Source organism: Streptomyces sp. CAU 1734, assembly GCF_039888735.1.
Taxonomy (GTDB): Bacteria; Actinomycetota; Actinomycetes; order Streptomycetales; family Streptomycetaceae; genus Streptomyces.
The window spans coordinates 245,958-258,461 of record NZ_JBDQQP010000006.1 but is presented as its reverse complement, the minus strand read 5'-3'; the positions used below and the strand labels follow the sequence as shown (position 1 = coordinate 258,461).

Genomic DNA, 12,504 nt, shown 5'->3' with positions numbered 1-12,504 from the left:
CCGCGAAGAGCCGCGTCCCGCGAGCTCACGCGGATGACCTCGGGCGGGAAGCCGGGACGCCCGGTCCGTCCCAGCCGCGGGCCGCCCGGTGATTCCACCGAGTGGCCGCGGTCGTGTCAGCAGGACGTCGCCGTGCCGTCGAGCAGGGAGTGCGCGTCCACCTCGACCTGCTTCTCCGCGGGCTGGAAGGACACCCGGACCACCACCGGCCCGTGCTTCAGCCGCTTCCCGAAACAGAGGTCGGCGGGGTCGGCGGGCTCCTCCTCGCTGCTCTCGACCGCACCGAGAGTCCAGCCGTCCCGCTCGGCCGCGGTCCGCATACGGTCGGCGACGGACCACTTGTCGTCGGTGAGCCGAAAGGTCCGGTACGCCTCGACCAGTTCGTCCCCGCTGTCGTCCAGACAGCCCGCGGAGCCGCCGGGGGCCTCCGAGCCCTTCGCGGGCACGGTGCCGGCCGGAGGAATGCCGAAGACGGGCAGGGCGTCGATCTCCCGCTCCAGCGGTCCGGTCCCCGCGCAGTCGTCCACGACATTGAGGAACGCTCCGTCGACGAACTGCAGAATCCGTCCCTTGACCGCCACCGCGGCGGCGAACAGCAGTGCCAGCGCGAGCAGCGCCACCGTGATCCGCTTCCGTACCCAACCGCCCGGCATCGCCATGTGCCGCTCCCCCCGTCGCGAAGAGTCGAAGATACACCGCGACGATCAGCTGGTCGAACAGGCTTACGCATGCGCGGAGTTGGCGGATCGCCCGCCGGCTCGGACTCACTGAGCGGCGATGAGGCGGCACCGGATCCCTGTCACCGGACGCGAAGCGCGGGCCCCTGCGGCCGTCAGGCGGGGCGCCCGGCCATGATGACCACCCCCGGCCCGGTGTGCTCGTCCGCGGGGAGCCGGAGGTCGGCGACCGGGCGCAGTCCGGCCCGCTCGATGAGGTCCACGAGCTGTTCCGGCCGCCATTGGTGGGTTGTCCAGCGGACCGGCACTCCCCCGTACGCCTCGGTGCGCAGCAGGTCCTCGTCGCCCACATGAGTCGCGGTGATGAGGTGTCCGCCGGGCTTCAGGGCGCGCGCGAAGAGGGTGAGGACCTCGGGAAGGACCTCGCGGGGGAGGTTGAACAGCGACCACCATCCCAGTACGCCGCCCAGGGAGGCTTCCGCGAGATCGAGGTCGGTGGCGGAGGCGACGCCGAACCGGCACTGCGGATGGAGCCGGCGGGCGTTCTCGATCATGCGCGGGGAGAGATCGACCCCGGAGACGTCGAGTCCGCGTTCGGCGAGGTAGGCGGTGACCGTTCCGGGTCCGCAGCCGACGTCGAGGACCGGCCCGAGCCCGCTCACCGTGTCGGCGAAGGCGTCGATGGACGCCTTGAGCCACGGGTGGCGGCGGATGTCGCCGATTCCCGTGGTGGCCACCATATGGGCGTAGTTGTCTGCCACTTGGTCGTAGGAGTGGCGGACCGCATCGAGGTCGGCCGGGCGGTGGATTCGGGGTGCTCGCATCGGCCAACAGTAGGACAGCGAGGGTCGCCGCGTTCGACTCGCGGCGCCCGGTCGCCTTCGGCGGCGGGTGGAGAATCGGGAGTGTCCGTGCGTGACCGGTCAGCGCGGGCGGCGGCTGTTGAGGCGGGCGGCCCGGCGCGTCAGATGGTCGCGTTCGGCGAGGTTGGGGGCCTTGTGGGCCGCCTCCGCGTAGAGCCGGGCCGCCGTCTCCGGGTCACCGTCGCGCTCATGGAGGTACGCCTCCACCGCAGTGTGACGGGGCAGTGAGCCGTCCAGCTCGGCGAGGGCCGCGAGGCCGGCGCGCGGTCCGTCGGCCTCTCCCACGGCGACCGCGCGGTTGAGCCGGACGACCGGGCTGTCGGTCAGCCGTGCGAGCTCGTCGTACCACTCGACGATCTGCGGCCAGTCGGTCTCCTCGGCGGTGGGCGCGTCGGCGTGGAGTGCCGCGATGGCGGCCTGGGCCTGGAACTCGCCCAGCCGGTCGCGGGCCAGGGCCGCCTGGAGGATCCCGACACCCTCGGCGATCAGCGCGGTGTCCCACCGGCCGCGGTCCTGCTCGGCGAGTGGGACGAGGCTGCCGTCGGACGCCGTCCGGGCGGCCCGCCGGGCGTGGTGGAGCAGTATGAGCGCGAGCAGCCCGGACGCCTCGGGGTGGTCGACGGCGGCGCTGAGCCGGCGGGTGAGCCGGATGGCCTCAGCGGCGAGATCGACATCACCGGAGTAGCCCTCGTTGAAGACGAGATAGAGAACGCGCAGCACGGTGCCGACATCGCCGGGCCGGTCGAGGCGCACACCGGAGACGGTGCGCTTGGCCCGGCTGATGCGCTGCGCCATGGTCGCCTCGGGCACCAGATGGGCCCGGGCGATCTGGCGGGTGGTCAGCCCGCCGACGGCGCGCAGGGTGAGCGCGACCGCCGACGCCGGGGTCAGCGACGGGTGGGCGCAGAGGAAGTAGAGCTGAAGTGTGTCGTCCACCGCGGGCGCGGGCGCCGGCGCCCGCGGCTCCTCCCCGGCGCGGTCCTCGCGCCGGCGGCGGGCGGCGTCGGCGCGCGTCGCGTCCAGGAATTTGCGCCAGGCGGTGGTGACCAGCCAGCCCTTGGCGTCCCGGGGCGGGTCGGAGGGCCAGACCCGGACCGCCTCGACCAGCGCGTCCTGGACGGCGTCCTCGGCCGCCGCGAAGTCGGCTCCGCGGCGGACGAGAATCCCGATCACGCCGGGCGTGAGGCTCCTGAGCAGCGCCTCGTCCATGGGTGACGTCACTCCGTGGCGGTGGGATGCGCGCCCAGGAACGGGCGCACCTCCAGCCACTCGTGGATCGGCCTCCCGCCCGCCCCGGGGGCGGCGGACAGCTCGCCCGCCAGTTCGACCGCGCGCTCGTAACGGTCGACGTCGATCACCATCCATCCGGCGATGAGGTCCTTGGTCTCGGCGAACGGGCCGTCGGTGACCGGCGGGCGCCCTTCACCGCCGTAGCGGACCCACGCGCCCTCGGGTGCGAGCGCCTGGCCGTCGACGAACTCACCCGTCTTCTCCAGCCGGGCCGCGAAGTCGTTCATATACTGCACATGGGCCGAGATCTCCTCCGGGCTCCACTGGTCCATCGGTACGTCGTTGACCGCGGCCGGAGCGCCGCGGTAGTGCTTCAGCAGCAGGTACTTGGCCATGGTGTCTCTCCTCGTGCTCGTGCGGCCCATTGTGGCCGCGCTCACCCCGGGGACGGAGCAGGACGCGGGTTCTCGACATCGGCGCCGGATTTTTTCGGGCATTCGCGGGACATTCGCGGGACGCGGCCCGGCCGGCCCGCCATGCGCCCGCGGCGCCCGCGCTTCCCGGACCGGGGCGCCGGAGTCCGCCCGGCCGGCCCCCTTGTCCCCCGCCCGGCCCTCCCGGAGACTTGCGGTACTGCGGAAGAGACCCCGGTGGAGGGATCCATGGCCACGGAATCCGAGCGCGCGCTGGGCGGTTTCATCCGCAATCATCCGACGGACAACGACCGCCGCTGGCGCGTCGCGATCGGCTCGCTGCTGGCCGGGATGGTCCTCGCGGGTATCGCCGTCCCGGTGACCGTGAACGTGTTCTCCGGGGGCGGCACCGGCGGGCACATCGCCGGACTCCTCTGGGGCGGTGCGCTGGTCGGGCTCTACGGCGGCGGCACCGGCATCGTGCGGACCCTGAGGCAGCACGGCGAGGCTTTCGTACTGCGCGAGGGAGGGCTGGTCCACCGGCGGCTCGGGGAGACCCGGGTGGTGCCCTGGACCGCGATCCGCGGTGTGACCGAGCGGGGGCAGGGCCACGGCCTGAGCCGGCTGATGGGCTGGGACGTCCATCTGGTCATACGGCTCCGGGACGGCGGACGGCTGCTGCTGACCGGCTACACCGAGGACGCGCCCCGGCTCTCCGCCGAGATCCGGGCCGCCGTGGCGCGCGCGGACAGCCCGGCCCCGCCCGGCGCCGACCGTGACCCCGGGGCGGGCTCTCCCTGACATCCCGGCCCGGACGCCGTGCTGCGGGCGGAAGCGAGGGGGTTGTGAGCCGGCCGGCGCTCTTCCCCGATGTGGTCGGGCCGCTCCCTCCGTGCGCGGGGGCGACCGCCGTGTGAACGAGGCGGGACCGGCCGGGGACGTGTGCCACTCGCGGGGCCGCGCCGGGCCGGGTCGGGCGCGTGGGGAAAGGGCGGTGCGCCCGCGGTCCCGCCGGCGTAGTCCGGCGGCCCGTCGGTACTGGTGGTGGAGCGGCCTCAGGAGTGCCGGAGCGGCGGGTTTCGGCTCGCGGTCGAGTACGGCGGTACCCGCGCGGCGCACGGCGGCGAGCCGCGGTTCCTGCACCGAGATCATGGCCTCCGGGAAGGGGCGATGGCCGGGGGCGACCAGTGCGGGCAGGCCCCGGCAGCTGTCGAGGACGGTCCGCGCGGCGAGCAGCGGCTCCGCGCCGGGGCGGGACCGTGCCGGGTCCCCGGGTTCCGGCCCGTCGCGGGCGATGGCGCTCCTGGTCCCCGCGGTTGTCCGGGGGGGGGCTCGGTGGTTCCGGCCGTACCCCGTGGCTCCGTGTCCGCGGTGACACATGATCAGGGGGCCGCCCCGTCGGCGGAGGTGAAGGTGGAACGGGTGTACAGGTGTGCTCTCCGTACCCCCGCTCCGCGCAGTTCGTCCGCGACGATGCGCAGTGCGGTGCGTGCCAGATACGGATACATCCCGCCCTTGCAGTCCATCACCAGACAGGGGACGTCTTCCCTGACAGCGACATAGTTGGGGTTGTAGAGCTCGGTTTCGCAGAGGACGTCCTCGGCCTCCTCCCGCAGGAGTTCGCGGCCGTCCTCCAGCACGAGTGTCACGCGGTGTTCCGCGGCGCCGAGTGCCGCGACCGCACGGGCGCGGTCGTCCGACCGCACCGCGATCTCCCAGTCCTGAACGAGACGGTCCTCAAGGCTCCCCAGGATGGGCAGCACACCCGGATCCACCGTGATGCCGCCCGGCTCGCTCTCCGAGACCACGGCCCGCCGCATCCAGTAGGCGCTCTCATTGGTCTCCAGGCAGACCTCGGCCACGCGCCACAGCATCCGAGGGCCCGCACCGCGAACCGCCTCCTCGAACAGGCCGCGGGCGCGTTCGGCCTCCATCGGGGTCAGAATCCCGCATCCGCGCCGGAACGCGATCTCGGCGGGGTCGTCGGCGGCCAACGCGAACGGCTCTGCGGTATCCATGGGCTGAAGTCTGGCATCGGGGTCTGACATCGAGGGCCGGCCTCCGGCGCCGGACCGCCCTCCCGGCCACTGACCGTCCCGGGAGAATGTGTTCATGGACATCGCCATAGCCACCGCTGTCATCGCCGTCGCGGGCACTCTCCTCGGCGCGATCGTCGCGGGCCGCGCACAGCAGCGCGCCGCCGCCGCGGCGGCCGTCGCGGCGACCGCCCAGGATGTGCGCCGGGACCAGTTGGCGGCCATCGCCGATCTGGCCGCCGCGGTCTCGGACCATCGGCGGACCTTGTGGATCCGCCAGCGGGCGCGTGCGGAGGGCGTGTCGGCGGAACGGCTGGCGGAGCTGGGGGCGGAGTGTTTCATCACCCGGGCCGCGGTCACCCGCCCGCTCACCGTGCTCCGGGTCCTGGTGGTCGACGCCGATGTGCGGGCGGCGGTGGACCGGATGGTGGAAGTGACCTTCGCGATCCGGGAAACGGAATGGACGGTGGAGGCGGCGGACGCCGCCCGCGCCGCCGCGGTGGTCGCCGACGACGACTTCGTGGAGGCCGCGGGCCGGTACCTGGCGTCGGGGACGGCGGTCCACCGGCGAGAGCTGCCGTGACCGAACCAAACGCCTCGGACACTCCACGGCACCGGCCCGTCATCGCGGACGCGGGCAGGTGACGGCCGGCGGATCCGGTCAGCGTGCGGGGTTGAGGTGGTGGGTGAGTGAGGGGGAGGACGATTCCCGCGGCGTCCCCGGGCCGGTCTCGCGCGAGGCGTACCCGGTCATTCGCGAGGGACCGGCGAATGCCCGGAGCCACGGCCGAGCAAGTCCGGTACTCCTTCCGATCGTTCCGCGCGAGGGCCGGCGGGACGATCGCGGGAACGGCCGCCGCGGCGCCTTCCGCGCCCCGGACGGACGGGCCGCGCTGTTCGGCGGCCGGGCCGATGCCGGGCTGGTCTCCACCGCGCCCGGCGAGGCGGTCTGGCGGCTGCCGGTCCGATGGTCCCTGGAGGACCGCTCAGGCGGGTGAGCCGGCGGGCCGCAGCGGGCCCGCCGTTGCCCCTGAGGGCGAAGTGACGGAGGTGCCGATCGCGTTCACCCGTTCGTGGTGACCGTGCCGGGAAGCAGGGCCCGGCGATCCATGTGGGTGGGACGGTTGGGGCCCGATCACGGAGGACCGAGATGCCGCGCGATTTCCGCACCGTCCGCCCCTGTCATTCTCCTCCCGTCCCCTGTTGACTCACGACAACCGATACGGACTCATCACTCTTGGGGGAGAGTTGAGGAATCGGACCACGCTGCGCGTGCGCGGCAGGACGCGCCGGCAGCCGGCGCGGGACACCGCGGAACCATGGTGGAAGAGGCACGGCCGACTGCTCTGGCTCGGCGCGGGCATCCCTCTGATCGGTGCGGTGCTGGCGGCCATCGCCCTCGAATTGCTCAGCCTGAGCGGTGAGCCGGAGCCGGGTCCCGGAGCCGGCGGGGCGGGTGGCCCGGCGGTTCCGGCGGCGCCGTTCGCGGTCACCGCCCGGCAGGAGAACGAAGCGGGCTGCACGGCCCTGCCACTTCGGGTGTCCGCGCCCCGGGACCGTGCGGAGCTCGTGGCCGGGGGCGATGTGGACGCCGTCATCCGGCGCAACGACGGTGCCCGGGTGGGCGAGCTGATCGTCGGTCTCACTCTTGAGGGGGGTCCGACTCCGCTGACCATCACCTCGGTCGACATCCACCCGGCGTCGCCCCGGCCGGCCCCGCCGCTCGCCGGCACGCTGTTGTGTGAACCGAGCGCCGGCGGAGAGCCGAAGATCCAGTTGTTCGCGGACATGGACAGCGCCGTCCCCGTCTTCCTCACGGGGAAGAGCTCCGCCCAAAAATACTTCAGGGAGAAGGTCATCACGCTCGAGCCGGGAGAGCAGGTGAATCTCTCGGCCACATTCCTGGCCGCGAAGGGCTCCCGCGCGTTCGGGCTCTCCATCCGCTATGTACGGAGCGGAAAGGAAGGCACCGTCCCGGTCCCCGCTCCGCGCGCGGGACGCTACGCGGTCACCGGATACGCCGCGCGGTACGGGGCTGTTTACGCGGGGTCTCCCGGCGGTGTGTACCGCCTGGCCGAGGATCCGCGGCCCTGCCCCTGGCTGCCCTCGGCAGCGGGTTGCCGACCGCACGCGAGGAACGGGAGGTGACATGGTTTCACGGCGCGCTCACGGCATCCGGAGGACCGGGCCGGCGGTCCTGCTCGTGATGAGTCTCCTGGTGCTGACGGCCGGTGACGGCGGCACGCCGGGAGAGCGGCTCCGGCGCGCCAACGCGCTGGAGGCGGTGTGGACCTTCCGGACTCAGGGAAGGGCACTGGACGTTTCGGATCTGCCCGCGGCGGTGGGTGACCGACTGCTGGCGATTCCGCAGGACGGCACGGTGAGCGTCGTGGACACACGCGACGGCCGCCTCCTCTCCACACCGGACAGCCCCGCCGAGGAGTTCGCGCCCATCGGTTTCTCGGGTGGCGCGATGTTCGCCCTGGAGCGGGGATCCGACGGCGGACGCTCCCTGAACGCGTACGATCCCGCGACCGGCCGAGAGCTGTGGGACAGGGCCGAGAGCCCGCTCGCGGAGCAGGGAAGGTACGGCGAGTGGCTGATCGACAGGCCGCTCCTGCCGAATCCGGGACCTGTCATCGTGGCCACCGACGGCCGGCTCTCGGGCCTCGCGCCGCGGACCGGCGCGGTCCGCTGGAGCGAGCGGGTGGCCGGCCTCGCACCGTGCGAGCCGCTCGGCTCCGGCGATGCGGGCTCGTCCTCCTCCCCGTACAGCATGGGCACGACGGCCGGTCGTATCGTCCTGCTGAAGAGCTGTCCGGGCCGGAGCGCGGTGCTGGAGATCGTGGACGCGAGGGACGGCACCGTCATCCGGAGGAAGAAGCTGGGTCGGTGGCGCGAATCGGCCGCCCTCGGCACGGTCCGCCACGCGATCGGTGTGAGTCTCGACGGAGAACTCCGGGTCCTGACGGATTCGGGCGAGGAGATCCTGCGGCGGAAGGCGGCCCGGAAGTCCGCACAGTGGCTCGCGGAGGAGGCCGGCGGGGTGGTGTATCTCTCGGCGGCCCACTACGGCACGGAGTCGGACCCGGGATCGCTCCGGTCGCACAGCCTGCACGCCGTACGGGCGGACACCGGGAAGACCCTGTGGACACGTACTCGGGGCCGTCTGGACAGCAGTCAGTACCCGGCCGGTGAAGCCTTCGCCGGCACGGCGGACGCCGCGGGCGCCTACTCCGGAGACCTCCGCTGGTCGGTGGGGGACGCGCGGCTTCAGGGTCCCGGGGCGAGCAGCCTGACGGACCTCGCGGGCAGGCGCACCCCCCGCGTGCCCTGGCCGGTGGCCGGAACACTCGCCGGAGTGAGCGGAGAACTGCTGATCGTCCGCAGTGAGGAGCGGGACGGCACCCGCTACACCGCCCTGCGGCCCGTCCAGCGCGCCGTGAGCGCGGAGCGGCCCGCCGCGCTGGGCGGAGTCCCGCGGACGGATTGGCCCGACGCCTGTGCGCTGGTCGGTGCCGGTTTTCTCGCGCAGCTCGGGCGGGACCATGTCGAGCTGCCGGTGGCGGCGAGCCGCAAGGTGCTGGGCACCGAACTGCCCCGGCCGAGCGTATGCCGCTTCGCCGCGGAATCCGGCTCCGACGACGACGTCTTCTCCGTCACCGTGCGATGGGTGGCACCCGATCCGGAAGCGGCCCGGACCTACGCGGCGAGTGTTCTTCCCTGGGGCTGCAATCCCTGGCTGGGCGCGTGCGTGACGGCCGAGTTGACCGAGCCGGGGCGCGGTGTCCATCTGTACACCTACCGGACCGGCCTGGAACAAATCCCCGTCGCACACGCGACGGTGGTGTCCGGCCGCCATGTCCTCGGGGTCAGCGCGGGGAGCGACAAGGCGCGGACCAGGCGGCTGGTGGAGCGGGTTGCCCTGCATCTCTCCCGGCGGGCCGGCCGGGTCGTCTCCCACGGATCGGGCTGAATCAGTGAGTGGGGGCACCTCCCACGCCCTTCGGGCGCGGGGGGAGGGTCCGGTGCGAGCGGTCGCGAGGCGGAGGACGGAGTCCACTCGGTGTGGGGGCACCACCCGGGCCGCCGGGCCCGGGGTACCCCCGGCGGAGGCACGCGAGGCCGGCGAGATCCGTGCGAGACGGCCCGGGACGCCGGGAGGTCATCCGGTCAAGGGCACGGTGGTGGGCGAGGTTCCTCCGGTTCCGTGCGGCCGGCCGGATCGGAAGGCGAGGACGAGCCGTTCGCCCCTCACCGACTCGCCCCGCTTCCGCCATGTCGCGGGGGCCGGTGACCGGGGGGACGGAATCCGGGCACCCTCCCCCTCGCTTCCGCGGATGAGACGGACGAGTACCTTCATGCCCGATTCCGCCCGCCCCCGCTTCGAGCTGCGTGCCGGCGGCTTCCGGGTGACCGCCGACCGCTTCCCCACCCGGCCGGCGACGGCGGTCACCACCGCGATCGGCTCCGGATTCCTCATGTGGGCCGTGCACAGCCGCTGACACGGGCCGTACGCGCGGGGCCCGCCGCGACCGGAGCCGGCGGGTCAGCTCACGGGGTCCGGGATGTCCCGGCCGGCCGGGACGATCGCGTCCGCCTCGATCTCCATGAGGAACTCCGGCGAGACCAGCGAGACGACCTGGAAGGCGGACGACGCCGGGGGCCTGGCCGGGTCCATGACCTCGTTGCGGGCCACGGCCACCTGCTGGAGATGGGAGACATCGGCCATGTAGTAGGTCAGTCTGATCACGTCGTCGAAGGTCGCACCCGCCGCCTCCAGGCAGCGGCCCAGGTTCGCGAAGACCTGCCGGGCCTGCGCCAGCGGATCGTCCGGTCCCACGAGCCGGCCCTCCAGGTCCAGCGCGAGCTGGCCCGAGACGGCGACCCACCGGCCGGTCCCGGTGACCACATGGGTGTATCCCCCGCCGGCGGGCATCCCGCCGGGCCGGGGAATGTGCGTCAGATGATTCGTACTCATGACGGCATCCTCGCATTTCACCGCCGGGCACCCCGTCGCCGCCAAGGGGACGCGGAGGCCGGGGTTCGGCGGAGGCCGGCGGATCGTCAGGAGTCGGCGGATTTCCATGCCTTGCGGACCCGGGCGGTGAAAGCCGCGGCGGACTCGCGGTGTGCGGTGGTTCCATGGCGTGCGGCCAGTTCGTCGACGGGCCGGTCCGAGGCCTCCCTGATGTCGAGGACGAGCGTGGAGGTGCCGTCGGGGACGCCGGCGCTGAGGACGATGAGCCCGGCGGTGCCCTCCGTCTCGCGCCGCGCCTCGGCCGCCTCGCCCAGCAGGGCTCCGGCGGTCACACCGACGAAGACGCCGATGGGGCCGCCCAGCAGCCCGATGAGGCCGCCGCCCGCACTCGCACCGACCGTGGCCGTCCCGGTGCCGACGACATGGTTCTCGGGGATGTCGAGGGTGCCGTCGGCGGCGCGTTCGATGATCGCGGACTGGTGCAGTCCGGGCAGGTTCTCGGCGTCGGTGAATGCCGCCCGGCAGCGCTCGGCGTCGGTGAAGGGCAGTGTGACCAGACGGTGTTCGGACACGTCCCCGGACCTCCTTCGGCCGCCACGGCCACGGCGGGTGGGTCGGCCCGCGGTGCCGGGCCCCCAGGCAGCGTACGCGGGCCCGGAGGTGAACGGGGGGCATTGCACGACGCGTCGGCGCGGCCCGGGCGGGCCGGCCGCCCCGGCTGGGCGGCCCGGCCCCCGAGGGCGGTACGGGGCCGGGCCGCCGTCTCACCGCGCCGGTGTCCGGGGGGCGAACGCGTCGAACTCCCCGGCGTCCGGCCCCGCGGCGGGCTCCGACGGGCGGCGCGGCCCGGTGGTCCGCTCGGGCTCCGCACGCGGTTCGAGCCGTGTCGCGCGCCGGGGCAGAACGGGTGGTACGGGCCGGGTCCGGCCCGTCTCGTACCGGCCGTCGGCGACGGCACCGCCACCGCTCGGGACGGCCGGTTCCGCGCGGGGGACCCACCAGCCGGTGGCGCCCCGGTGGAAGCCCTTGATCGCGGTGCTGACGGCCGTGCTGAGCGCGGCGGCCTCGACATCGATACCGGGGTCCGGGCCGAGCAGCCGCCCGGACGGTTCCGCGTGCAGGCGCCAGCACTTCCCGGCCGGCTCGCCGCCGATGAGGGCGCGGACCCGGCCCCCGGCACACAGATCCGCCAGCCGCCGCCGCTGGTCGCCGGTGGGCGCCCAGCAGACCAGGACCACCGGCGGGCCGGCCGCTTCGCCGCCGGATCCGTACGCGGCCGTACCGCCGCCGGGGCCGTACGCCGCGGCGGCCCTCAGGTCGTCGAGGATCACGTCGAGTTCCCGCCCCGGGTAGTGCGGATGCACACCTCGCGCGACCTCCACCGCCGGTCCGCCGGGGAACAGGTCGAGCTGCGCCGCCAGCGCCTGGAGGACACTGCGGGCCACCCGGGTGTCGCCCTCCAGGCTCACGGCGGGCGGGCCGGCGGTCCAGTCGGCGACCACGGTGCCGCCCGTCAGCCGGTCGGCACCGACGACGAGCGGCAGGGACGGGCGGTCGGGCGCGGCGGGTGTGAGCGCCGCCGCGTCCGCCGTCCAGGTCCAGTCGTTCATCTCGCGGCCGGCCTCGCGCCAGGGGAACACGGCCGCGCGGGGGCCGTGCCCGGCGATCAGGACCGCGACGCGCCGCCGGTCGGGGCTGAGGGTGACCGCCGGTGCGCGGCACCCCGCCCCCGCGGCCTCTCCCGCGCCGGCCAGGGCGTGGTCCACCAGGGCGGGGACGGCCGGGTCGGCGAGAAAGGCCGTCAGGGCACGGACCCGGCCGCGGTACGCGGCGCGGGCGCGGATGAGCTCGGTGAAGTCCCGGCCGGTCATGCCCGCCTCCCGGGCCGGAGTGCGGCGGCTCGTCCGGTCCGGCAGCCCGGCGAACACGGCCGCGGCCGCCGCGGCGCCGGTGAGGACGGGGAGGAACTTCCGGCCGGGCGGGGGAAGGGCCGGGTCGAACGGGCCGCGCGCCGGGGCCGGGTGGTCACGGGCACCCCCGGACGGTGTCGGGAGCGGCGGGGTCCGGGAAGCCCTGCCGGGGCGTTCCGGGCGAGTGGGTGTGCACAGGAACCTCGGAGTGAACGGAGTGGTCGGAGTGTGCGCCGCGTCGCGCACCGTGCTGTCCGTCGGCCGGGCACCACCGCCCGAACGAGGTGAGCGGTGTGTTCGCGCCGACACCGGAATACATGGCGAATCCGGCCGCCGGGTTGCCTTTCGCTCCGTCAAATCGTCTGCCCCCGGGGAATCTCACATCTGTTCCGGG

Annotated in this window: 14 protein-coding genes; 6 read left to right on the top strand and 8 right to left on the bottom strand. The window is 74.0% G+C overall.

The annotated features are described in order from the left end of the window. Positions 1-116: 116 nt before the first annotated feature. From AAFN69_RS13870 to AAFN69_RS13855, 4 genes are all read right to left on the bottom strand, one after another. Positions 117-659 (bottom strand): hypothetical protein, encoded by a 543-nt coding sequence (locus AAFN69_RS13870; protein ID WP_347728752.1) that lies wholly within the window; start codon positions 657-659, stop codon positions 117-119. Between the two features lie 173 nt (positions 660-832). Continuing rightward, positions 833-1,501: a class I SAM-dependent methyltransferase gene (locus tag AAFN69_RS13865; protein ID WP_347728751.1), complete on the bottom strand. Its 669-nt coding sequence runs from the start codon at positions 1,499-1,501 to the stop codon at positions 833-835. Positions 1,502-1,600: 99 nt separating this feature from the next. Further along, positions 1,601-2,749, bottom strand: a complete 1,149-nt coding sequence (locus AAFN69_RS13860) for a DUF6596 domain-containing protein (protein ID WP_347728919.1) — start codon at positions 2,747-2,749, stop codon at positions 1,601-1,603. An 8-nt stretch (positions 2,750-2,757) separates the two neighbouring features. Continuing rightward, positions 2,758-3,165, bottom strand: a complete 408-nt coding sequence (locus AAFN69_RS13855; protein ID WP_347728750.1) for a YciI family protein — start codon at positions 3,163-3,165, stop codon at positions 2,758-2,760. Between the two features lie 267 nt (positions 3,166-3,432). Here AAFN69_RS13855 and AAFN69_RS13850 point away from each other — a divergent pair, with 267 nt between their 5' ends. Next, on the top strand, positions 3,433-3,984 hold the full coding sequence (locus AAFN69_RS13850) for a PH domain-containing protein (RefSeq protein WP_347728749.1): 552 nt from the start codon (positions 3,433-3,435) through the stop codon (positions 3,982-3,984). A 581-nt stretch (positions 3,985-4,565) separates the two neighbouring features. Here the strand turns inward: AAFN69_RS13850 and AAFN69_RS13845 are convergent. Next, positions 4,566-5,201 carry a hypothetical protein gene (locus tag AAFN69_RS13845; RefSeq protein WP_347728748.1) on the bottom strand — a complete coding sequence of 212 codons (636 nt, stop codon included), beginning with the start codon at positions 5,199-5,201 and terminating at the stop codon, positions 4,566-4,568. Positions 5,202-5,295: 94 nt separating this feature from the next. Here AAFN69_RS13845 and AAFN69_RS13840 point away from each other — a divergent pair, with 94 nt between their 5' ends. The 5 genes from AAFN69_RS13840 (at position 5,296) to AAFN69_RS13820 (ending at position 9,724) form a co-directional block, all read left to right on the top strand. Continuing rightward, positions 5,296-5,802, top strand: a complete 507-nt coding sequence (locus tag AAFN69_RS13840; protein ID WP_347728747.1) for a hypothetical protein — start codon at positions 5,296-5,298, stop codon at positions 5,800-5,802. Positions 5,803-5,905: 103 nt separating this feature from the next. Further along, a complete protein-coding gene (locus AAFN69_RS13835; RefSeq protein ID WP_347728746.1) occupies positions 5,906-6,217 on the top strand; it encodes a hypothetical protein in 312 nt (103 codons plus the stop codon). Positions 6,218-6,491: 274 nt separating this feature from the next. Beyond that, positions 6,492-7,367, top strand: coding sequence for a hypothetical protein (locus tag AAFN69_RS13830; protein WP_347728745.1), 876 nt, complete (start codon positions 6,492-6,494; stop codon positions 7,365-7,367). A gap of 58 nt (positions 7,368-7,425) precedes the next feature. Continuing rightward, positions 7,426-9,195 carry a PQQ-binding-like beta-propeller repeat protein gene (locus AAFN69_RS13825; RefSeq protein ID WP_347728744.1) on the top strand — a complete coding sequence of 590 codons (1,770 nt, stop codon included), beginning with the start codon at positions 7,426-7,428 and terminating at the stop codon, positions 9,193-9,195. A gap of 364 nt (positions 9,196-9,559) precedes the next feature. Beyond that, positions 9,560-9,724, top strand: coding sequence for a hypothetical protein (locus AAFN69_RS13820; protein WP_347728743.1), 165 nt, complete (start codon positions 9,560-9,562; stop codon positions 9,722-9,724). Between the two features lie 44 nt (positions 9,725-9,768). Here the strand turns inward: AAFN69_RS13820 and AAFN69_RS13815 are convergent, their stop codons facing one another. The 3 genes from AAFN69_RS13815 to AAFN69_RS13805 all read right to left on the bottom strand — a co-directional run bounded on the left by AAFN69_RS13815 (position 9,769) and on the right by AAFN69_RS13805 (position 12,071). Further along, positions 9,769-10,200, bottom strand: a complete 432-nt coding sequence (locus tag AAFN69_RS13815) for a RidA family protein (RefSeq protein WP_347728742.1) — start codon at positions 10,198-10,200, stop codon at positions 9,769-9,771. A gap of 86 nt (positions 10,201-10,286) precedes the next feature. Next, complete coding sequence (locus AAFN69_RS13810; protein ID WP_347728741.1) at positions 10,287-10,772, bottom strand: histidine kinase; 486 nt, start codon at positions 10,770-10,772, stop codon at positions 10,287-10,289. Between the two features lie 192 nt (positions 10,773-10,964). Beyond that, positions 10,965-12,071 (bottom strand): hypothetical protein, encoded by a 1,107-nt coding sequence (locus tag AAFN69_RS13805; RefSeq protein WP_347728740.1) that lies wholly within the window; start codon positions 12,069-12,071, stop codon positions 10,965-10,967. Positions 12,072-12,504: the final 433 nt, after the last annotated feature.